The organism is Saccharomonospora cyanea NA-134, from assembly GCF_000244975.1.
In the GTDB taxonomy this organism is placed as follows: domain Bacteria; phylum Actinomycetota; class Actinomycetes; order Mycobacteriales; family Pseudonocardiaceae; genus Saccharomonospora; species Saccharomonospora cyanea.
The window spans coordinates 1,333,492-1,353,627 of record NZ_CM001440.1; the positions used below are offsets into that span (position 1 = coordinate 1,333,492).

The following is a 20,136-nucleotide window of genomic DNA, read 5'->3' on the forward strand; positions in this document are numbered from 1 at the left end:
GATAACTCGTTCGGTGGGCATGTGGAAGGCCGACCTCACCGTGTCGCGCGCGATGAGGACGACCCTTCGTGTTCATCGAAAGGCGGGGTTCGCCTGGAACGGGAAGTCCACCAACTCGTCCCCTCTCCGAGGCACGGGGAGCTCGGTGAGGGCCGACTCCACCGTCGGGTGCAACGGCAGTGCCTCGGCCAGGCCCACGGCCTCGATCGGTCTCCGAACCACTCGCTGTGTGGCCACCACGCGGAGGGGAACGCCCTTCCGCGCGGCGGCGTCCTGCGTGTCGAGAAGCAGCGCCAGTCCCGCCGACCCCAGGAACGTGACCTCGTTGAGGTCCACGACGAGTGACTGGGGTGGCGACACGGCGCCGAGTGCCTCGTCCAGGTGCTCGGCGAGTTCGTCCCTCGTGCCGAGGTCGATCTCGCCGCTCACCGTGACGACGACTCCTGCTCCGTGACATTCGGTGGTTAGACCCAACAGTGAAGTGGGTACTGCTAATTCGGACACGGCACCTCCAGCGGTGTCCACATCAACCGATAGGTCGAATTACGTCTGGCCTCTGCGTCCGGCGCTGCCTACTCCATCGCCGACGCCCAAAGACTAGCCCGGACGGCCCAACGTGCAAAGACCAGAATCGTCGGGCATTCCCCAATCGGAGGATTTTCCTGGGATACGAGGAGTGACCTACCGATGACACGTGTTCGAGAAATCATGACCACGAACCCGACCTATGCGGAAACCAGTGAGACGGTGACGCACGCGGCCCGGACGATGGCGGGGGAGGGCGTGGGGGCGCTGCCCATCCGGGGTGAGGACCACAAGCTCAAGGGGATGCTCACCGATCGGGACATCGTGGTGAAAGTGCTGGCCGAGGGCAAGGACCCGGTGGCCGTACACGTCGGTGAGCTGGCGCAGGGCGAGGTCGTCGCGGTGGGGCCCGACGACGACGTGGCCGAGGCGCTGCGGCTGATGGCGCGTCACCAGGTGCGGCGGTTGCCCGTCGTGGAAGGCGAGGAACTCGTCGGAATCGTGGCGCAGGCCGACGCCGCGCGGAAACTTCCCGACGCCGACGTGGGGGGCGCGGTCGAGGACATCTCACGTGACTGATCGAGTGAATTTCCGATCACTTGTCGGCGGTCCGCCAAAATAGTCGCCGTCTAGTTCACCGGAATGGCGGTCCGAAAACGTGAAAATGGTTTGGTCCCCCTTTTGGTGATCGGTTCACCGACCCAGTCCCCAGTACGCGAAACCCGCACGCGTCACGGCCTCGGGATCGAGCAGGTTGCGCGTGTCCACGATTGTGGCGCGGTCGGTCAGGTCGGCCAGCTGCGCCCAGTCGAGGTCGCGGAACTCCGGCCACTCCGTCAACAGCACCAGCCCGGCGGCGTCCTTGGCCACCAGCGTGACGTCGTCCACCAGCTGCACCACCCCCGCCGCGCAGTCGTTGCGGTTGACCCCGGGGTCGTAGCCGGTCAGCACCGCACCGGCCTCCGCGAGCCGTGCCGCGACCGCCAGCGCGGGCGACTCGCGCACGTCGTCCGTCCCGGCCTTGAACGCCACCCCGAGCAGTCCGAGGCGCAGGCCGTCCAGTGTGCCGTCGGCCGATCCGGTGACGGCCTCCCTGACCTTGGCCACGATGCGCTCGTGCTGGTGGTGGTTGGCCGCCACCGCGTCGGCCAGGACCGCGAAGTCGACACCTGCCTCGGCGGCCGTGTGCAGCAGCGCCCGGGTGTCCTTCGGCAGGCAGGAGCCGCCCCAGCCGGGGCCGGGTGACAGAAACGCCGAACCGATGCGCGGATCGAGACGCATGGCCTGTGCCACGTCGGCGATGTCGGCGCCGAGACGTTCACACAGCTCGGCGAGCACGTTCACGTAGGACACCTTCACCGCGAGAAAGGCGTTGCTCGCGTACTTCGCCAGCTCCGAGCTCGCCGGGTCGGTGCGCAGCACCGGGGCGGGCAGGCCGTCGTAGAGCGCGGCCACGCGGTCGGCGGCGTCGGCGTCGACCGCGCCGATGACGATGCGGTCGGGGTTGAGGAAGTCGTAGACCGCGTGCCCTTCCCTGAGGAACTCGGGGTTGCTCACCGTGGGGCGGTTCAGCACGTGTTCCGTGCGCGCGGTCGTACCCACCGGCACCGTCGACTTCACGGCCACGACGCAGCTGGGGGTGAGGATCGTCGAGAGGGAGTCGACGGCGGCGTCGAACGCGCGCAGGTCGGCTGTGCCCTCCGGGCCGGTGGGGGTCGGCACGCACAGCACCACCACCTCGGCACGGGACAGCGCGCCCAGGTCGGTGGTGAAGGTGAGCCTGCCGTCGCCGAGGCCCTCGGCGACCAGCGTGTCGAGGCCCGGTTCGGCGATCGGAACCTCGCCCCGGGACAGGGCGGCGACCTTGGCGGCGTCGATGTCCACACCGGTCACCTGGTGCCCCAACCGGGCGAGGCAGGCGGCGCTGGTCAGTCCGACGTAGCCGGTACCGACGACACCGACGGTGAGACGGTCTCGGCGTTCCTTGGGGTCCGACATGGGTCACCTCCGGCGAGCAGCGTCCGCGCGGCGTCGAGTACGGCGGACGCGGTGAGCCGCAGCAGTCCCGCGTCCGGGGTCGTGGCGTGGGGGTCGCCGAGCGCGCCTGCCCAGAGCACGACGTGCTGCGGCCGGTCGGCGGGCGGTCCCCAGCGGCTGGGCGGGGTGGGGCCGAACAGCAGTACCGACGGCGTCCCGAAGGCCGTGGCCAGGTGGCCGACTCCCGTGTCGCCGCAGACGACGAGCGCGGCTTCCGCCACGAGCGCCGCCAGCTCGCCGAGGCCGTGTCCGGCGAACACGGCCGACGTGCCGAGTCCGGCGCGGACGGCGACCTCGGTGGCCAACGGACGTTCCGCCTCACTGCCGGTGACGAGCACGGGCGTGGCCGTGCCCGCCAGGTCGTCGGCGAGCGCGCGCGCCACGGTGGCGAAGCGTTCCGGTGGCCACCGGCGTGCGGGGAACGCCGCCCCTGGGTGGACGATCACGGCCCCCGGCACGGGGCTCGGCACGGGCGGTGGGGGTAGCACCAGGTCGCCGGGGTCGGAGGGAATTCCGTGCCAGTCCAGCAGCTCGCACCAGCGGTCCACCTCGTGCACGTTGTCGCTCCACTCGGGACCACCGAGCCCCGGGTGATCGGGATGCCGGTGCGTGACGAGGTGCCGGGGTCGCGTGGCCAGCAGGTCGGCGATGCTCTGCGGTCCGCTGCCGTGGAGGTTCACGGCGAGGTCGACGTCCGCCACCGGAGGCAGTGCCGACAGCCCGGGCGTGGGCAGCAGCTCGACGCCCGGCCCCTCGGTATCCACCAGCTCCACGAGAGGGGCCAGAGGGGCGGGCGCGGCCAGCACGATCCGGTCGTCCGGCCGGGCCCTGCGCAGCGCGCGCAACGCGGGCACGGCGGTCAGCAGGTCGCCGAGTCCGAGCGCGCGCAGCACGAGCGTCACGGCCATGAGCCCTCTTCCGAGTGGCAGACGACCATTTCCCTGACCTCGCACCCCTCGGGTTGCCGCAGCGCGTGCAGAACGGCCCTGGCCACGTTCGCCGGTTCGTTGAGCTTCGCGTCGGCCGGGGGTTTGTACTGGTCGTCGCGGGAGTCGAAGAAGGCGGTGTGCATGCCGCCGGGAACCAGCAGCGTGACTCCGATCCGGCCGGCCGTCTCGGCGGCGAGCGCGCGGGTGAAGGCGACGACTCCCGCCTTCGACGCGCAGTAGGCGGTGGCGTCGGAGACCGAGCGCAGCCCGAGCGTGGAGGAGCAGGTGACGACCTTGCCCCGCGAACGTTCGAGATAGGGCAGGGCGGCACGCACGACGGCGGCGGTGCCCAGCAGGTTCACCCGCACCACACGTTCCCAGTCCTCGGTCGAGACGTCATCGAGCCTGCCCGGCGTGTCGATGCCCGCCGCGGTGAACACGGCGTCGAGCCCGCCCGCGCGCTCGGCCAGCTCCCGCACGGCGTTCTCGGCGGCGGGCGTGTCGGCGAGGTCGGCCAGCGCGTAGTCCACGCCGCCGACCTCGGGGGGCTTGCGGTCGAGCACGAGCGGGGTGCCGCCCGCGTCGAGGACCTCCCGGACCGTCGCGGCCCCGAGCCCCGACGACCCGCCACTGATCAGAACCTTCATCGTGCCTCCTCGTTCACCTCGTTCACCGGCTCGCCTCCGAAAGCAGCCGGGTCGTGGAGTAGCCCTCCACGGTGGGCACCAGCACCACCTCGCCGCCGTGGCGGCGTACCACCTCGGCCTCGGGGAGTTCACTGCCCGCGTAGTCGCCGCCCTTGACCCACACGTCGGGGCGCAGCCGTTCGAGCACGGCCGACGGCGACGACTCCTCGAACACCACCACTGCGTCCACACTGGACAGCTCCGCGAGCAGCCGAGCGCGGTCGTCGGCCGTGACGACCGGCCGTCCGGGGCCCTTGAGCCGCCGGACCGACTCGTCGGAGTTGAGGCAGACGACGAGCGCGTCGCCCAGCGACTTCGCGTGCCGCAGCAGGCTCACGTGCCCGGCGTGCAGGAGGTCGAAGCACCCGCCCGTGGCGACGAGCCTGCCGCCGCGCCTGCGTACGGACTCCGCGAGTTCGAACGCCGACCCGTCCTCGCTCGGCGGGAGGCCGTCCTCGCCGCCGTCCCGGGAGCTGTCCCGCGTCGACAGGGCGGCGGCTCCACCGGCGGCGACGAACCTCGACGCGGACTCCACCGCCGAGGCCACGGCGTCGGCGACGTCCGCACCCTCGGCGAGCGCGCTGACGGCCGCGCTCGCGAACCGGTCGCCCGCGCCGCAGGTGTCGAGTTTCTGTCCGGTGAGCGTGGCGCCGTCCGGTACGGGCACGGCCAGCGTGGTCCCGTCCGGGGCGGCGAGCACCGCCCCGCGCGCTCCCACCGTCACCGCCGCGGCCTGACTGCGCCACCGCCGCCGCACCGACACCGCCGCGTCCGCCGGGTCGGCGCACCCGTCCGCGATCGACAGGGCCTCCCGCTCGTTGGGGGTGGCCAGCGTGACCCCCGGCACCGCGGCGGTGCCGCGAGGGTGTGGATCCCACACCACCGGTACCCGCGCGGCGGCCTCGGTGAGCAACCGCCGCATCTCCGGATGTGCCGCGACACCACGGCCGTAGTCGGAGACCAGCACCGCACCGGCCCCCCGGATCGCGCGCCGCACGCGCTCCGGCAGCGGGGCGTGCGCCGCGTGGCCGTCACCGGTGTCCAGACGTGTCACCGACTGCCCGGACGCCCTGACCCGGGTCTTGCGCGCCGTCTCGCCCGACAGCGGCAGCCGCAGCACCTCCACGTCGCGGGCCAGCAGCGCGGCCAGCCTGCGTCCCGTGTCGTCGCTGCCCAGCGCCGTCACGAACAGCACGTCACCCGCGGCGTGCGTGGCGAGCAGCGTCGCCGCGAGCCCGGCACCGCCGGGCCGCACCCACTCGCCGTCCACGTCCACCACCGGCACGGGCGCCTCGGGGCACAGCCGCGTGGCGCTGCCCTCGACGTCGACGTCGAGCAGCGCGTCCCCGACCACCACGAGCGGCCTCATGCGGGCACCCCCAGCGTGCGGTCGAGGTGGGCGCAGAGCGCGTGCACGACCGCGAGGTGCACCTCCTGCACGGTGGCCACGTGGTCGGCGTCCACGGCGACCGCGTCGTCGCACAGCGCGGTGAGCGGATTCGGTTCGGGGCCCGTCAACGCCCAGGTCACCATGCCGAGTTCGTGCGCCACCTTCACGGCGGTGACCACGTTCTGGCTGCGGCCGCTGGTGGACAGGGCGACGAGCACGTCGCCCGGCCTGCCGTGGGCCCGCACCTGCCGTGCGTACAGCTCGTGCTCGCCGTAGTCGTTGACGATCGCCGTGGCGGCCGACGTGTCGGCGTGGAGCGCGATGGCGGACAGGGGTTGCCGGTCGTGACGGAACTTGCCGACGAGTTCGCCGGTGAGGTGTTGTGCCTCGGCCGCACTGCCGCCGTTGCCGCACGCGAGCAGCCTGCCGCCGCCGGTCAGCACCTCGGCGAGCTGCTTCGCCCACGACTCGATGGTCGGCGCCGCGGCGCGCACCCGGTGCAGCGCGCCTTCCAGTGCGCGGAAATGCTCTTCGATCACGACACACCTCCAGTGGGTTTCGTGCCGACGCGCAGCGCGGTGTCGGCACCGTCGTCACCGCGCCCGGTCGTGAGCGCCAGTGCTTCCACGGCCTCGACCACGTCTGCCGCATCGATCGCCAGGCACGGGTGTCCCGGGACCGGGCAGTGCCGGGCCCTGGTGTTCTTGCAGGGTGCGTCCTGGTCTCCCAGCACGACACGGGGCACGCCGTGGGGAGCCCAGCGGGCGCTGGGGACCACGGGTGCGAACAGGGACACCACGGGGGTGCCCACGGCCGCGGCGAGGTGTGCCGGGCCGGTGTTGGGGGCCACCACCACGCGGGCGGCGGCCAGTACGGAGGCGAGTTCGGGAAGTGACGTCGCACCACCGAGGTCGACGACCCGGCCCGAAGCGGCGTCCGAGCCCGACGCGTGGGCGATGCGGGCGGTGAGGTCGCGTTCGGCGCGGGCACCGGTGAGCACCACGCGGTGTCCCGCCCCGGCGAGCGCCGACACCGCCGCAGCGGTCCGCTCCCACGAAGGTTGCCGTGCCGGGACGGAGGCGGCCGGGTGGACCACCACGAACGGGTCCGGACCGGTCAGCGCCCGGGTGTCCGGCAACGGACGTCGGACGGCGAGGGCCCCGTCGTCTCCTTCGGGCAGGGCGAACCCGGCCGCGGTGACGAGCGACAGCGCGCGCTCGGCTTCGGGCGGGTCACCGTCGACGCGGTGCCGCAGATCCAGCAGCGAGCCGGGGTAGTCGTCGCTGATGGCGCCGATCCACGGCACTCCAGCGAGTCGCAGCACAAGCGCCAGCGGCAGCGGGGACTGGTGGAACGAGGTGAGGATGAACGCGGCGTCCAGTCGTAGATCCCGCACCTGCTTGACGAGGGCGTCGACCGAGGCCTCGGTGAGAGCGGGCGGTTCCGGGTCGATCCACGGCGCGCACCACTCCACGACCTCGTCCACACCGGGCAGCAGCTCGGCACCGGCACGGCCGCGGGGCCCGGCGAGCAGCACCACGTGGTCGGCGTGTGCCGCCACGGCCCGGACGGCCGGCCCCGCCAGCAGCACGTCGCCGATGTTGTCGAGACGCGCGACGAGAACCCGGCCCGTCATGTGAGCTCCAACGCGATCCTCGCGGCGGTGGGCAGGTCGGGGGCGACGACCGCGTGGCGGCGCGCCAGCTCCACCTCGTCGGGCAGGGTGCGCGCGGTCGGCACGAGGATCGCCTGTGCACCCGCCGTCAACGCGGCCTCCACATCGGAGCCGATGTCACCGACGACCACGCACCGTCGCACGTCCACGCCGAGCTCCTCGGCTGCCCGCAGCACCATGGCGGGGCGGGGTTTCCGGCACGGACACCCGTCGTCGGGACCGTGGGGGCAGTGCTGCCACGTCTGGAACGGGCCGAGCAGTTCGTCGACGCGGTGGGTGACGGCGCGAAACGCCTCGGCGGTGATGTGGCCGCGGGCCAGTCCGGACTGGTTGCTCACGACACCCACGGGCACCCCCGCGTCGCGCAGCAGCGCCAGCGCGTCGGCCGCCCCGGCCATGGGCCGCACCTTCTCCGGATCGGACAGGTACGGCACGTCCTCGATCAGCGTGTCGTCCCGGTCGAACAGCACCGCGCGACCCCGCCGGACCCGCCACTCGCCCGCGAGGCGGTGGGCGCAGGCCACGGGTGGGATCACGGCGCTCGTCACGGCCATCCGCGCCACCTCACCGGGTGTGCGCGGTCCCGGCGCGATCCGCCGCGTGGCGAACTCCCCGGTCAGCCCGGTCCAGAGCCCGGCGGCCAGCGCCGCCGCCCTCGGCGACCTGGCGGCGGTCAACGCGAGCGCCGACACTCCGGCCAGGGTCGTCAACACGTGCCTGCCGAGCCTGCCGGGTCCCTCACCGGCCTCGTGCCGCCAGTGCGCGCCGTGTTTGGCGCGCATCAACGCGTTGTCGGCGTTGCCGCGTTGCCTGCGCACGCTCGCGAGGAAACCGCCCCGCTTCGGCGGGTGGGTCGTCACGCGGCTGCCCTCGGCGATGCGCCAGCCCGCGCGGCGTACGCGCAGCGCGAGATCGGCGTCCTCCCGGTACGCGCGGGGAAAACGTTCGTCGAATCCGCCGACCTCCACCAGCGCCTGCCGTCGATACGCCATGTCGGCGGTGATCCACCGTGACCGCGTCAGCGCGAGCGTGTCGCGTTCGTCGTCGGTGGGCCTGCGGGTGTCCGGCAGCGGGACGTCGATCCGCGCGACGGAGGCAGCCACGTCGTCGTCGAGTCCGGTGAGGTCGGTGGCCAACCGCGAGGGCCAGTCCCTCGCCGTCAACACGTCGTCGTCGAGGAAGGCGATCCACTCGTCCCGCGCGGCCCGCCAGCCCACGTTGCGCGCGGCGGCCGGGCCTCGCCCACCCGAGGCGAGCACGCGCACGGGCAGGCCGAGTTCCGGCAGGGTCAGCGGCGTGCCGGCCCGGCCCGCGGGCCGGTCGTCGATCACCAGCACCTCGCTGGGCTCGGGGCCTTCGCCGTGTGCGAGTCCCCGCAGCAGTGAGACGAGGTTGTCGCGCCCCGCCGTCGGGATGACGACGGTGTAGGCCGGGGCCCGGTCACGCCGTCGGTTCACGCCGTCCCTCCCTTACGCCATACGGCGAACGGTCCGATGGCGAGCAGGTCCACGGGTGCGGAGCCGAAGCACTCCAACGCGTCCCTGGGGTCGTCGACCATGGGGCGTCCCGCCGTGTTGAGGCTCGTGTTCACCACCGTGGGCAGGCCCGTCCTGCGCTCGAACGCGGACAGCATGCGCGCCAGCAGCGGCTCGTCGGCGGAGTCCACGGTCTGGATCCGCGCCGTACCGTCCACATGGGTCACCGCGGGGATGCGGTCACGCCACCGGGGATCGACGTCGTGCACGAAGAGCATGTACGGACTCGGAATCGGCCCGCGCGAGAACAACTCGGACGCGCGGTCGGCGAGCACCATCGGCGCCACGGGCCGGAACTGCTCGCGGCCCTTCACGTCGTTCAGTCGTTCCAGGTTCTCGGACCTGCCGGGATGGGCGAGCAGCGACCGGTGACCGAGTGCGCGCGGCCCGAACTCCGCGCGACCCTGGAACCACGCCACGATCGCGTCGTCGGCGAGCGCGTCCGCGACCGTCTCGGCGATGTCGTCGCAGCGTTCGTACGGCACCCTGGCGCGGCGCAGCCAGTCCTCCAGCTCGTCGTCGGTCCAGCCTCGGCCGAGGTCGGCCCCGGACATGGGTTCGATCGCCTCACCGAAGTCCGCGGCCAGTTGCAGCGCGGCGCCGAGTGCGGTGCCGGCGTCACCCGCCGCGGGCTGCACCCAGACGCGTTCGAACGGGCCTTCGTCGTACAGACGGGTGTTGGCCACGCAGTTGAGCGCGGTACCTCCGGCCATGGCGAGGTCGGTGTGGCCGGTGCGCTCGTGCAGCCACCGGGCGAGGTCGAGCAGCACCTCCTCGGTCACCTTCTGCACGCTGGCGGCCAGATCGGCGTGCTCGGGAAGGAACTCACCGTCGCGGTGCCGAGCCGGGGCGAAACGCTCCCACTCCACCGGTTCGGTGCGGAACCCCCCGTCGCCGGTGGAGAAGACCAGCTCGCGCAGTTCGGGCAGGAAGCGTGGCGTGCCGTAGGAGGCGAGTGCCATGACCTTGTACTCGTCGCTGGACCGCTGGAAACCGAGGTGTGCCGTGAAGTCCTCGTAGGTGAGTCCGAGAGAGTGCGGAAGGCTCTGGTGGGCCAGCTCCAGGAACTTGCCGTCGCGGTACTCGCCGAGCACCGACGACTCGGCCTCGCCCCGGCCGTCCGAGGTGAGCACCGCGCAGTCACCGAACGGTGCGGCCAGCGCCGCGGAGGCGGCGTGCGCGACGTGGTGCCGGACGAACCGGACGATGCTCGGATCCAGCCCGGGCAACGCCGTCTTCAGGAACGCCGGTGCTCGCCGGGCGTAGAGCGTGCGCAGTTTCTCCCAGCCTCCGGCGTCCACGCCGCCGAGGGACTCGTCGACGAGCGTGGGATCGTAGGAGTACGCGACGGCGTCGAGTTCGGACGCGTCGAGCCCGGCCTGCCGCAGGCACCACGCCGCCGACTTCTCCGGTAACTCCCATGTGGAGAACGGAACAGGCGGTTTGCCGTGCTTGCGGCGGGTGAACCTCTCCTCCTCCGCGGCGGCGACGATCCGGCCGTCCACGACGATCGCGGCCGCGGGATCGTGAAAAACGGCGTTGATTCCGAGTATCCGCACTCGTGCACACCTCCCGGATCGGGTGGAGTCGCTGTCGCGACCCGCACTATGTCGCTACCCGCTGAAGCGACGCCTAAACGGGTGCACGGCAAAACCCCAGGACGTCGCTACGGAAGGTGAGCGAGAGCGGTCACCCGGAGTCATTCAGGCGCGGCTCGTCCTCGCGGTCGCGCCGGGGTGCCGGGCGAACCAGGCGACGGTGCGGTTCAGACCTTCCCGAAGACCGGTTTCCGGCTCCCAGCCGAGCTTCGTGCGGGCGAGCGTGATGTCCGGGCAGCGACGGCGGGGATCGTCGACGGCACCGGGTACGGACGTGATCGCCGAGGCGGTCCCCGTGATGGCGCGGACCTCCTCGGCGAGGTGCCGAACCGTCAGCTCGTGCGGGTTGCCGATGTTCACGGGCCCGGTGAGATCGCTGCGCCACAGGGCGAGCAGCCCCGACACCGTGTCGTCGACATAGCACACCGAGCGGGTCTGCGTTCCCGTGCCGGCCACGGTGAGGGGTGCCCCGGAGAGCGCCTGGGTGATGAAGTTCGGGATCATTCGCCCGTCGTCGCCGCGCATGCGCGGGCCGTAGGTGTTGAAGATGCGCGCGATGGCCACGTCGGTGCCCCGCTGTCGGTGGTAGGCCATGGTGAGGGCCTCGGCGTAGCGCTTGGCCTCGTCGTACACGCTGCGCGGACCGATGGGGTTGACGTTGCCCCAGTAGCTCTCGTTCTGCGGGTGCTCGGCAGGGTCGCCGTACACCTCGCTCGTGGACGTGAGCAGGAACCTCGCTCCGTGCCGGGTGGCGAGTTCGAGTGCGTTCTCGGTACCGACCGCGCCCACGCGCAGCGTCTCGATGGGCAGGCGCTGGTAGTCCTTGGGGGACGCCGGGGAAGCGAGGTGCAGCACGGAGCCCGGTGCGGGCATTTCGGGCCATTCCGACAGTGGGCGGGTCACGTCGAGTTCGACGAGTCGGAACCCGGCGTTGTGGCGTAGCGCGGAGACGTTGTCCACGCTGCCCGTCACGAGACTGTCCACACAGGTCACTCGGTATCCGCTGCGCAGAAGTCGTTCGCACACATGGGATCCGACGAAACCCGCACCACCGATGACGACCACGTGTTCACCTGCGGAAACCATGCCGGATCGGTTACCCTGGAGGTCCGGTGTGAAACGCTCCGCCAGCGGGTACAGGTCGGAGCATGCGCGTGCTGGTGACCGGATGGCCGAGTTTCCTCCATGGTGAGGCGACCGCGGGGGACGTGTTGAGCATGCGACGCGTCGCCGACGCCCTCGAAGGGGCCGGCATCGGCGTGGACACGGCGTGGAGCCCCGGCCTGCGGCCGGGCGCACTGCATCTCGACGACGCGGACCCGGAACGCTACACCCATCTCGTTTTCGTGTGCGGGCCCGCGCACGGGGAGCAGGTGGAGTGGCTCCACCGTCGGTACGCGGTGTGCCGACGGATCGCGGTGGGGGTGTCGGTGATCGACCCCCGGAACCCCGCCGCGGCCGGGTTCCACCGCATTCTCGCCCGGGACGGGCTGGGGGAGGCGCAGCCGGACCTCTCCTACGCAGCGCACATCGACACGGTGCCGGTGGTGGGCATCATGCTCGCGCCGGGACAGCACGAGTACGGCGGGCGCCGCAGACACGAGCAGGTGCACAAGACGTTGCTGAACTGGGTCACCGGCCTCGACTGCGCGCGGGTGAGCCTCGACACGCGGCTCGACAGCACGGACTGGCGGCACTGCGCCACACCGGACCAGTTCCTGTCCCTGGTGGCGCGGCTGGACGTCGTGTTGACCACGCGCATGCACGGGCTGGTGCTCGCGTTGCGGTCCGGTGTGCCCGCCGTCGCCGTGGACCCGGTGGCAGGCGGCGGGAAGGTGACGGCCCAGGGCGAGGCACTGGGCTGGCCCGCCGTGATCGGTGCCGAAGAACTCGACACCGACAGGTTGGACCGGTGGTGGCGCTGGTGCCTGTCGAACCCGGGTGGCGAGGGGGTGCGTACCCCGCCGGGCGGGCAGGGCACGCTCGTCGCGGAACTCCTGGGCGAGGTGCTCCGATGAGGACGACGGTGGTGATCGCCACGCGGGACCGCGCGGACGACCTCGCCAACACGCTGAAACACCTGCGGGCGCTGAAGCCCACCCCGCCGGTCATCGTGGTGGACAACGGGTCGTCCGACGACACGGCCACGCGGGTGCACGAGGACTTCCCGGAGGTGCGGCTCGTCCGGCTCCCGGAGAACGTGGGCATGGCGGCACGCAACCTGGGCGTGGAGGCGGCCGACACCCCGTACGTGGCGTTCTGCGACGACGACTCCTGGTGGGCGCAGGGGTCGCTGTCCCAGGCCGAGGTGCTGTTCGACGCCTACCCCCGGGTCGGGCTCGTGGCGGCCACGACGCTGGTGGGCCCGGAATGCCGCCGCGACCCCGTGTGCGAGGCGATGGCCCACAGCCCGCTGGGCACCGCACCCGACCTGCCTGGCCCCAGGGTGCTGGGCTTCCTCGCGTGCTCCGCGGTGGTGCGGCGCAGCGCGTTCCTCGACGCCGGGGGTTTCAACCCGCTGCTGCACTTCGGAGCCGAGGAGAAGCTGCTCGCCTACGACCTCGCCGCCCGGGGCTGGGAGCTGTGCTATGTCGACCGGCTGTACGCGCACCACCATCCGTCGGCGATCCGACCGTCCGCGGCCTGGCGACGGCGGATCGAGCGGCGGAACAACGTGCTCATCACGTGGATGCGCCGCCCGCTGGGCGACTGCGCGCGCACGGCAGGCACGCTGCTTCGCGATCCCGTCGCGGCGGCGGGAGCGCTCCGCAGGCTGCCGAGGGCACTGGCGGACCGCCGCCCACTTCCCGACCACGTCGAACAGCGGATCAGGGAGCTCGCATGAACCGCGTCAGCGTCGTGATGATCACCCACAACCGTCGTGACGAGGCGCTGCGGACGCTGGAGGCGATGACGTCGCTGCCCGACGCCGCGCCGATCGTGGTCGCCGACAACGCCTCGACCGACGGCACCGCCGACGCGATCGCCACCGTGTTCCCGCACGTGTCGTTGTTGAGGTGCGACCGCAATCTCGGAGCCCTCGCCCGTAACCTCGCCGTGCGCCAGATCCAGACACCGTACGTGGCGTTCTGCGACGACGACACCCGGTGGCAGCCGGGCGCGCTCACGCGGGCGGCGGAGTTGCTCGACACCTACCCCGGCCTGGCGTCGGTGACGGGCCGCTGCCTCGTGGAACCGGATCTGGTGGAGGACCCGATCACTCCCGAGCTGCGGGACTCCCCGGTTCGAGGGCCGGACTGGCTTCCCGGGCCCGCGCTGCTCGGTGTGATGGCGGGACTGACGACCTTCCGGGTGGAGGCGTTCCGGCAGGTGGGCGGGTTCTCGCCGCGCATGTGGCTCGGCGGGGAGGAGGAGCTGCTCGCCATCGACCTCGCCGCACACGGGTGGTGGATGTGCTGGGACCCCGACATCGTGATCCACCATGCGCCGTCACGGCAGCGCGACCCGCGACGGCGCCGCCAGCTCGGCATCCGTAACACGCTGTGGACGCTGTGGCTGCGCAGACCCGCCCGGTCGGCGGCACGGCGCACCGTCGACGTGCTGCGTTCCGCGCCCAGGGACGCCGCCACCCTCGGCGCTGTGGCCGAGGCGGTGCGGGGGCTGCCGTGGGTGCTGTCCGAACGCCGGGTGGTGCCACCGTCGGTGGAGGAGGGACTGCGGTCGCTGGAGGACTCCCAACGACGCTCCACCGCTCGGCGCTACGTCGGATGACGGGTTGACGAACCGCTCCACCGGGTAGGCCGGGGAGCGAGAACGAACCGCCGCCGAGAGGGAGTGTGTCGATGACCGGCTTCTTCGCCGAACCCGGGCCAAGCCCGTTCGACCAGCTACTCGCCCAGTTCTTCGGCAACGCGATGCCGGGGCGGCGTCCCCACGCCGTGGGGATCACGCGCCTGATGAGCGAGCAGGCGCTCGCGCTGGTTTCCGCGGCCGTGCGCCAGGTCGGTGAATGGCGGCAGAGTGAACTCGACTCCACCCATCTGTTGTGGGCGGCGACCCGGGTGCCCGGAAGCCGGGAGCTGCTGCAGCGTGCGGGCGCGAACCCCGACGCGCTGGCCGAGCGTGTGGAGCGGGAGGCGGCCGAGCGCCGGTCGCCGCAGGCCACGCCCGTGCTCACCCCCGGCGCCAAACGCACCCTGCTCGACGCGCACCAGATCTCGCGGGGACTGCGGTCGTCCTACATCGGCCCCGAGCACATCCTGCTGGCGCTGGTGGCGAACCCCGACTCGCGCGCGGGACTGCTGCTGTCGGAGGCGGGAGTGACCCCGGAGGCCATGCAGCGGGCGATCTCCGGGCCGGAGAGCTCGCCGCGCCCCACCCGCCACGAACCCCAGCAGCAGGAGCAGGTCAGCGAGACGCCCACGCTCGACGCGTACGGGCGCGACCTCACCGCCATGGCGCGCAACGGGGAGATCGACCCCGTGGTGGGTCGTGACGACGAGATCGAGCAGACCATCGAGGTGCTCTCGCGGCGCACGAAGAACAACCCCGTCCTCATCGGCGAGGCCGGTGTCGGCAAGACGGCCATCGTGGAGGGACTCGCGCAGCGCGTCGTCGACGGCAACGTGCCCGACTCGATGGCCGACCGCCGCGTGGTGCAGCTCGACATCGCCGCGATGGTCGCGGGCACGCGCTACCGCGGGGACTTCGAGGAGCGCATGACGAAGCTGCTCGACGAGCTACGCCAGAACCAGGGCAAACTCATCGTGTTCATCGACGAACTGCACACCGTGGTGGGTGCGGGGGCGTCGGAGGGCTCGATGGGCGCGAGCAACATGCTGAAGCCCGCGCTCGCGAGGGGCGAGCTGCACATCGTCGGCGCGACGACCCTGGACGAGTACCGCGAGAACATCGAGAACGACCCGGCGTTCGAGCGTCGCTTCCAGCCCATCCTCGTGCCCGAGCCGAACGTGGAAGACACGCTGGCGATCCTCCACGGGCTGCGCGACCAGTACGAGGCGCACCACCAGGTGCGGTTCACCGACGAGGCGCTGAACGCGGCGGCCACGCTGTCCGACCGCTACATCACCGACCGGTACCTGCCGGACAAGGCCATCGACCTCGTCGACCAGGCGGGCGCACGGGTGCGGATGCGTTCCGGGCGCTGGCCCGAGCGGCTGCGCGACATGGAGTCGCGGCTCGAACAACTGTGCCGCGACCGCGACCAGGCGGTGAGCGAGGAACACTACGAGCGCGCGTCCGCGTTGCGCGACGAGATCCACGACCTGCGCAGCCGGATCGAGGAGCAGCGCAGGGAGGACCGGCCCGCCGAGGCGCCCGACGTCACGGCCACCGACATCGCCGAGGTCGTCTCGCGCAGCACGGGCATCCCCGTGGCGCAGTTGACGCAGGAGGAACGCGAACGGCTGCTGAACCTGGAGGAACACCTGCACGGGCGGGTCGTGGGCCAGGACGAGGCGGTGGCCGCCGTGGCGGAGTCCGTACGTCGGGCCAGGGCCGGGCTCGCCGAACCCGGAAGGCCGTCGGGGAGCTTCCTGTTCCTCGGGCCCACGGGCGTCGGCAAGACCGAACTCGCGCGGGCGCTGGCCGAGGCTCTGTTCGGCAGCGAGGAGAGCATGATCCGGCTCGACATGTCCGAGTACGGCGAGCGGCACACCGTCAGCAGGCTCGTCGGCGCGCCCCCCGGCTACGTCGGGTACGAGGAAGCCGGGCAGCTCACCGAGGCCGTGCGCCGGCGACCGTACTCGGTGGTGCTGCTCGACGAGATCGAGAAGGCGCACCAGGACGTGTTCAACATGCTGTTGCAGGTCCTGGAGGACGGCCGTCTCACCGACGGGCGGGGCCGTACGGTGAACTTCACCAACACGGTCCTCATCATGACCAGCAACATCGGTTCCGAACTCGTGCTGAGCGGTACGCAGGGCGCACTGGGGTTCGCCCCCCAGGACGAGAGCGAGACGGAAAGCCCGCTACGCCAGCGCCTGATGCGCAGGCTGCGGGACAACTTCCGGCCGGAGTTCCTCAACCGCATCGACGAGATCATCGTCTTCCGCAAGCTGTCGCCCGAACAGCTCCAGCAGATCACCACACTGCTGCTGGGGGAGACGACACGCAAGGCGCACGCCCAGGGCGTGGACGTCGAGTTCACCCCGGAGGCCGTGCAGTGGCTCTCGGAGGCTGGCTACCAGCCGGAGTACGGGGCCCGCCCACTGCGCCGGACCATCCAGCGGGAGGTCGACAACGTGCTCTCCCGGATGTTGTTGAAGGGCGATCTCCACTCCGGTTCCCGCGTCGACGTGACGGTGCGGGACGGCGCGTTGTCCTTCGACGTCACCGTCCCGGTGGGCTCCTGAGCGGTGCGAAGAAGGGGGACCGGCGCTCGTGGCCGGTCCCCCTTTCCCGTCGCTACCCTCTCACCCCGTCTCCTCGCTGAGCGCTGCCGCGGGCACCACGCGTTCGTAGACGCGGAAGGTGTCGGTGGCGATGCGGTCCCACGAGTACCGGCACCGGGCGCGATCGGAGCCGGCGATGCCGTAGGCGTCGCGCAGCGCGGCGTCGGAGAGCAGCTTGCGCACGGCCGCGGCCACCGCGTCGGGCCGCCTCGGCGGCACGTGCACACCCGTCACCCCGTCCACCACGCTGTCGGTGAGCCCACCGACCGCCGCGGCCACCACGGGCACGCCGCAGGCCATCGCCTCCAGCGGCACGATGCCGAACGGCTCGTACCACGGCGTGCACACCACCACGTCGGCCGAACGCAGCAACGCGGGCACGTCGGCCCTGGCGATCTGCCCTGTCAACCGCACGCGGTCGGCCACTCCCAGCTCGGAGGCGAACCGCAGCAGGCGCTGTGCCTCCGGGTCCTCGGCCAGCCTGCCCTCCTGAGGGCCGCCCGCGATGACCAGCTCCACCTCGGGCAGGGAACGCAGCGCCGCGATGGCGACGTCGAAGCCCTTGCGCGGCACCAGCCTGCCCACCGAGACGACGCGGTACCGGTGGTCCCGGGGTTCTGCGGGGCCCTGGGGGGTGAAGCGCTCCAGGTCCACCCCACAGGGGACCACCGACATGCGTGACCTCGGCAGCCCCATCCGCACCAGCTCGAACACCTCGTCCGAGCACGTCGCCGCCACCCGGGACGCGTGCCTGCCGATGAGCCGTTCCAAGCCGATCCGTTCGGCGGGGCTCGTGTCGTGCGCGCCCTGGTGCCGACGCTTGACCACGCCGAGCGCGTGGAAAGTCTGCACCACCGGGACGTCGAGCGGACGCGCCGCCATCAGCGAGGCCAGCCCTGACATCCAGAAGTGGGCGTGGACGACGTCCGGGCGGTCCGCCTCCCAGTGAGAGCTCAGAAACCGGGTGAACTCGCCCATGTGCGGCAGCAGTTCGTCCTTCGGTACGTACCGGGGCGGGCCCGCGGGTACGTGCACCACGCGGTAGCCGCCGGGCATGGTGACCTCGTCGGGCTGCTTTTCGTCGTCCCGGCGGGTGTAGACGGTCACCTCGTGTCCCGCCCTGGTCAGGCCCGCGGACAGCTCGGCGACGTGCACGTTCTGTCCCCCGGCGTCGACCTCACCCAGTGCCGCCAGTGGGCTGGCGTGCTCGGAAACCATCGAGATCTTCATCGTGCCTCCTGCGAGGGGTTCAGGGCGCGAGCGATTCGAGCAGGACGTCCCAGCGGCGCAGGAACGCGTCGAGACCGAAGTGCGCCAGGGCGTACTCGCGTGCCGACTTGCCCATGCGCGTGGCCAGTTCCGGGTCGGCGCAGAGGGTCGACACCGCCGAGGCGAGGTCGGTGACGTCCGTGGACACGAGTCCCGCGTCGGACGGCACCGCCGTGGCCGCCTCGGTCGAGGCGACCGCGACCACGGGCATACCGAGCTGCATGGCTTCCAGCAGGGACAGCCCCAGTGAGGTCCACCGTGCGGTGTGCACGTAGACGCGCCTGCGTGCCATGTCGGTGTGCAGTGCTTCGTGGGAGAGATCGCCGACCGGGGTCACCCCGTCGACGGCGACGTTTTCCACCCCGATCCCGTAGAGGTCGACCGGTGCGGCGCGAGCGAACACGGGCAGCAGGTCGGTGCCCACCACGCGGCCTCGCCGCACCGGTTCGTTGATGAGCACGGCGGCGCGGGGAAGTTCGCCGGTGTAGCGGTGTCCGGGGTCGACGATGCCGTGGTCGATCACCGTCGTGGGGGCGATCCCGTTGTCCCACATCAGCTCGTTGTAGTGGGTCACGTGCACGACGGGGATGCCGTCCTGGTCGGCCATCGGGTGCCGGGTGGTGGCCGCGTGCTCCCGAGGGGTGTTGTGCTCGACGTAGACGGCGGGTACGTCCACGCCAGGGGTGCGCCCCAGCCACCGGTGGGTGAGCTCGATCTCCTCGGGTCGCTGGAGTACCACGGCGTCGACGTCCTGTTCACGCAGGTCGTCGGGGCTCACCTCCACCGCGGAGGTGGGCCAGTTCCGCCCGCAGCGTCCCCTGCCCCACGGCCCGCGATCGTCCACAGTGGGCAGTAAGTAAGTGTGTTTTCCTTGAACGAACGCGGTTGTCCACGAACCGTGGACATGCCACACCAGGACTTTCATGCCACCGAAGTTGCCCGGACGCCTGCTGGGCTAAACCGTCCGTAGCGCGGCCGGTCGTGGGGTGGTGACCCTGCGTAGAGGATGTTCCGGCACCCGTCACGTGGCGTGTCCGGTCGCCGCACCGCCCCGCGACGGCACCACGCTGATCAGCAGGCCCAGCACCGCTGTCACCCCGTACAGACACACGTTCGCCACGTGCACGTTAGCGAGATTGCCCAGGGGCGAGACGGTTATGGCCAGCATGCTGTAGGCGAAGATCCCGGCGAAGCCGAAGAAACTCAGCCAGCCGAACGCGCGTGCGGTCGCCTCGGTGTGCGCGGCCGCCACCCCCAGCGCGCCCACCCCCGTGTGTCCGATGTTGAGCAGGCCGCTGATCCCGAACACCCACACGGTACGGGAAGGGTCGTAACCCATGTCGGAGCCGACCAGCGCGAACCCGGAGATACCGAGCACCAGGTAGGCCAGGCCGATGACGAGCACCGTGAGGCGCAGCGCCGCCGCAGGCGGATGCGCTCTTTCCGAACCTCTCATGTCCTGCCCCCTCTCGGCGTCGCGGACCTCGCCGCGCGTGGCGGGTGGGCGTTACCGGGCGATGCGGTGGGCGGCCTGCTTCGCGAAGTCGATGTGAACCACCCGGTCCATGTCCCGTTGCGGGTCGAAGTCGTAGCGCCACGCCGACAGGAAGTCGGTGACCGTGCCCAGCATCTGCCATCCGAGGGAGTGCTTGCTCGGCACACCACCGGAGACCGTCGTCGCGGACACCTCGGCGCGCAGGGTGCCGAACACGACGGACAACCGGCAGGTCAACAGCGCCCCCGGCACGGAGGCGTGGACGAGACTCGCGCACGCCTCGTCGACCGCGAGGACGATGTCGGTGACCTCGTCGGGGCCGAATCCCTCGCGCTCGGCCACTCCCTGTGCCATCATGCGGACCGTCGCCAGATGTCGAGGATCGGCGGGAACTCGCAGTTCCATCGGTCCGTGGCACCTCTGACCGAACCAGTCCACCAGCTCACGTCTTCCCATGATGTGGCCGGGGTACCCGTCGAGCGGGTGTCCACACTCACCCGAGTGGGACCACGGTCGTTCGGCCTTTCGAGGCCTTCTCCGGTGAGCGTCGCCGGAGGTTTGTGCCAGCTCCCTTCGGGGCACACGGTGACCACCGTCGAGCGGTCACCGGTGCGTGAGTGCCG

19 protein-coding genes are annotated in these 20,136 nt (G+C 71.6%); 5 read left to right on the forward strand and 14 right to left on the reverse strand.

The window, feature by feature from the left end; translation table 11 throughout:
- Nucleotides 1-72: 72 nt before the first annotated feature.
- Nucleotides 73-525 (reverse strand): anti-sigma factor antagonist, encoded by a 453-nt coding sequence (locus SACCYDRAFT_RS06450; protein ID WP_043536218.1) that lies wholly within the window; start codon nt 523-525, stop codon nt 73-75.
- A gap of 162 nt (nt 526-687) precedes the next feature.
- Here SACCYDRAFT_RS06450 and SACCYDRAFT_RS06455 point away from each other — a divergent pair, with 162 nt between their 5' ends.
- The gene (locus SACCYDRAFT_RS06455) at nt 688-1,104 is read left to right on the forward strand and encodes a CBS domain-containing protein (protein WP_005454674.1); all 417 of its coding nucleotides are present in this window, start codon (nt 688-690) and stop codon (nt 1,102-1,104) included.
- A 114-nt stretch (nt 1,105-1,218) separates the two neighbouring features.
- On the opposite strand, the gene SACCYDRAFT_RS06460 is transcribed toward SACCYDRAFT_RS06455, so the two are convergent.
- The 9 genes from SACCYDRAFT_RS06460 to SACCYDRAFT_RS06500 all read right to left on the reverse strand — a co-directional run bounded on the left by SACCYDRAFT_RS06460 (nt 1,219) and on the right by SACCYDRAFT_RS06500 (nt 11,461).
- On the reverse strand, nt 1,219-2,523 hold the full coding sequence (locus SACCYDRAFT_RS06460) for a UDP-glucose dehydrogenase family protein (protein WP_043536219.1): 1,305 nt from the start codon (nt 2,521-2,523) through the stop codon (nt 1,219-1,221).
- Complete coding sequence (locus SACCYDRAFT_RS06465) at nt 2,454-3,470, reverse strand: glycosyltransferase family 9 protein (protein ID WP_005454682.1); 1,017 nt, start codon at nt 3,468-3,470, stop codon at nt 2,454-2,456. Before SACCYDRAFT_RS06465 ends, SACCYDRAFT_RS06460 begins: the two co-directional genes overlap by 70 nt.
- Nucleotides 3,461-4,138 carry an SDR family oxidoreductase gene (locus tag SACCYDRAFT_RS06470; RefSeq protein WP_005454684.1) on the reverse strand — a complete coding sequence of 226 codons (678 nt, stop codon included), beginning with the start codon at nt 4,136-4,138 and terminating at the stop codon, nt 3,461-3,463. The genes SACCYDRAFT_RS06465 and SACCYDRAFT_RS06470 overlap by 10 nt, the downstream gene beginning before the upstream one ends.
- Before the next feature lie 22 nt (nt 4,139-4,160).
- Nucleotides 4,161-5,546, reverse strand: a complete 1,386-nt coding sequence (gene rfaE2 / locus SACCYDRAFT_RS06475) for a D-glycero-beta-D-manno-heptose 1-phosphate adenylyltransferase (RefSeq protein WP_005454687.1) — start codon at nt 5,544-5,546, stop codon at nt 4,161-4,163.
- Entirely contained in the window at nt 5,543-6,106 is a 564-nt protein-coding gene (locus tag SACCYDRAFT_RS06480; RefSeq protein ID WP_005454689.1) for a D-sedoheptulose-7-phosphate isomerase, read from the reverse strand. The genes rfaE2 and SACCYDRAFT_RS06480 overlap by 4 nt, the downstream gene beginning before the upstream one ends.
- Entirely contained in the window at nt 6,103-7,203 is a 1,101-nt protein-coding gene (locus SACCYDRAFT_RS06485) for a glycosyltransferase family 9 protein (protein ID WP_005454690.1), read from the reverse strand. The genes SACCYDRAFT_RS06480 and SACCYDRAFT_RS06485 overlap by 4 nt, the downstream gene beginning before the upstream one ends.
- Entirely contained in the window at nt 7,200-8,699 is a 1,500-nt protein-coding gene (locus SACCYDRAFT_RS06490; protein WP_005454691.1) for an HAD-IIIA family hydrolase, read from the reverse strand. The genes SACCYDRAFT_RS06485 and SACCYDRAFT_RS06490 overlap by 4 nt, the downstream gene beginning before the upstream one ends.
- Nucleotides 8,696-10,336, reverse strand: a complete 1,641-nt coding sequence (locus SACCYDRAFT_RS06495) for a carbamoyltransferase family protein (RefSeq protein ID WP_005454692.1) — start codon at nt 10,334-10,336, stop codon at nt 8,696-8,698. Before SACCYDRAFT_RS06495 ends, SACCYDRAFT_RS06490 begins: the two co-directional genes overlap by 4 nt.
- A 144-nt stretch (nt 10,337-10,480) precedes the next feature.
- On the reverse strand, nt 10,481-11,461 hold the full coding sequence (locus SACCYDRAFT_RS06500; protein WP_005454693.1) for a UDP-glucuronic acid decarboxylase family protein: 981 nt from the start codon (nt 11,459-11,461) through the stop codon (nt 10,481-10,483).
- A gap of 62 nt (nt 11,462-11,523) precedes the next feature.
- On the opposite strand from SACCYDRAFT_RS06500, the gene SACCYDRAFT_RS06505 reads away from it, so the two are divergent.
- From SACCYDRAFT_RS06505 to SACCYDRAFT_RS06520, 4 genes are all read left to right on the forward strand, one after another.
- Entirely contained in the window at nt 11,524-12,393 is an 870-nt protein-coding gene (locus SACCYDRAFT_RS06505; protein ID WP_005454694.1) for a polysaccharide pyruvyl transferase family protein, read from the forward strand.
- Entirely contained in the window at nt 12,390-13,220 is an 831-nt protein-coding gene (locus SACCYDRAFT_RS06510; RefSeq protein ID WP_005454695.1) for a glycosyltransferase family 2 protein, read from the forward strand. Before SACCYDRAFT_RS06505 ends, SACCYDRAFT_RS06510 begins: the two co-directional genes overlap by 4 nt.
- On the forward strand, nt 13,217-14,107 hold the full coding sequence (locus SACCYDRAFT_RS06515) for a glycosyltransferase family 2 protein (RefSeq protein ID WP_005454696.1): 891 nt from the start codon (nt 13,217-13,219) through the stop codon (nt 14,105-14,107). The genes SACCYDRAFT_RS06510 and SACCYDRAFT_RS06515 overlap by 4 nt, the downstream gene beginning before the upstream one ends.
- A 71-nt stretch (nt 14,108-14,178) precedes the next feature.
- Nucleotides 14,179-16,710 carry an ATP-dependent Clp protease ATP-binding subunit gene (locus tag SACCYDRAFT_RS06520; protein ID WP_005454698.1) on the forward strand — a complete coding sequence of 844 codons (2,532 nt, stop codon included), beginning with the start codon at nt 14,179-14,181 and terminating at the stop codon, nt 16,708-16,710.
- A 60-nt stretch (nt 16,711-16,770) separates the two neighbouring features.
- Here the strand turns inward: SACCYDRAFT_RS06520 and SACCYDRAFT_RS06525 are convergent, their stop codons facing one another.
- The 4 genes from SACCYDRAFT_RS06525 to SACCYDRAFT_RS06540 all read right to left on the reverse strand — a co-directional run bounded on the left by SACCYDRAFT_RS06525 (nt 16,771) and on the right by SACCYDRAFT_RS06540 (nt 19,969).
- Nucleotides 16,771-17,979 (reverse strand): glycosyltransferase, encoded by a 1,209-nt coding sequence (locus tag SACCYDRAFT_RS06525; protein ID WP_005454700.1) that lies wholly within the window; start codon nt 17,977-17,979, stop codon nt 16,771-16,773.
- 19 nt (nt 17,980-17,998) lie between these two features.
- A complete protein-coding gene (locus tag SACCYDRAFT_RS06530) occupies nt 17,999-18,943 on the reverse strand; it encodes a glycosyltransferase (RefSeq protein WP_005454702.1) in 945 nt (314 codons plus the stop codon).
- Nucleotides 18,944-19,039: 96 nt separating this feature from the next.
- On the reverse strand, nt 19,040-19,474 hold the full coding sequence (locus SACCYDRAFT_RS06535) for a DUF4383 domain-containing protein (protein ID WP_005454703.1): 435 nt from the start codon (nt 19,472-19,474) through the stop codon (nt 19,040-19,042).
- Between the two features lie 51 nt (nt 19,475-19,525).
- Nucleotides 19,526-19,969 (reverse strand): ATP-binding protein, encoded by a 444-nt coding sequence (locus tag SACCYDRAFT_RS06540; protein WP_005454704.1) that lies wholly within the window; start codon nt 19,967-19,969, stop codon nt 19,526-19,528.
- Nucleotides 19,970-20,136: the final 167 nt, after the last annotated feature.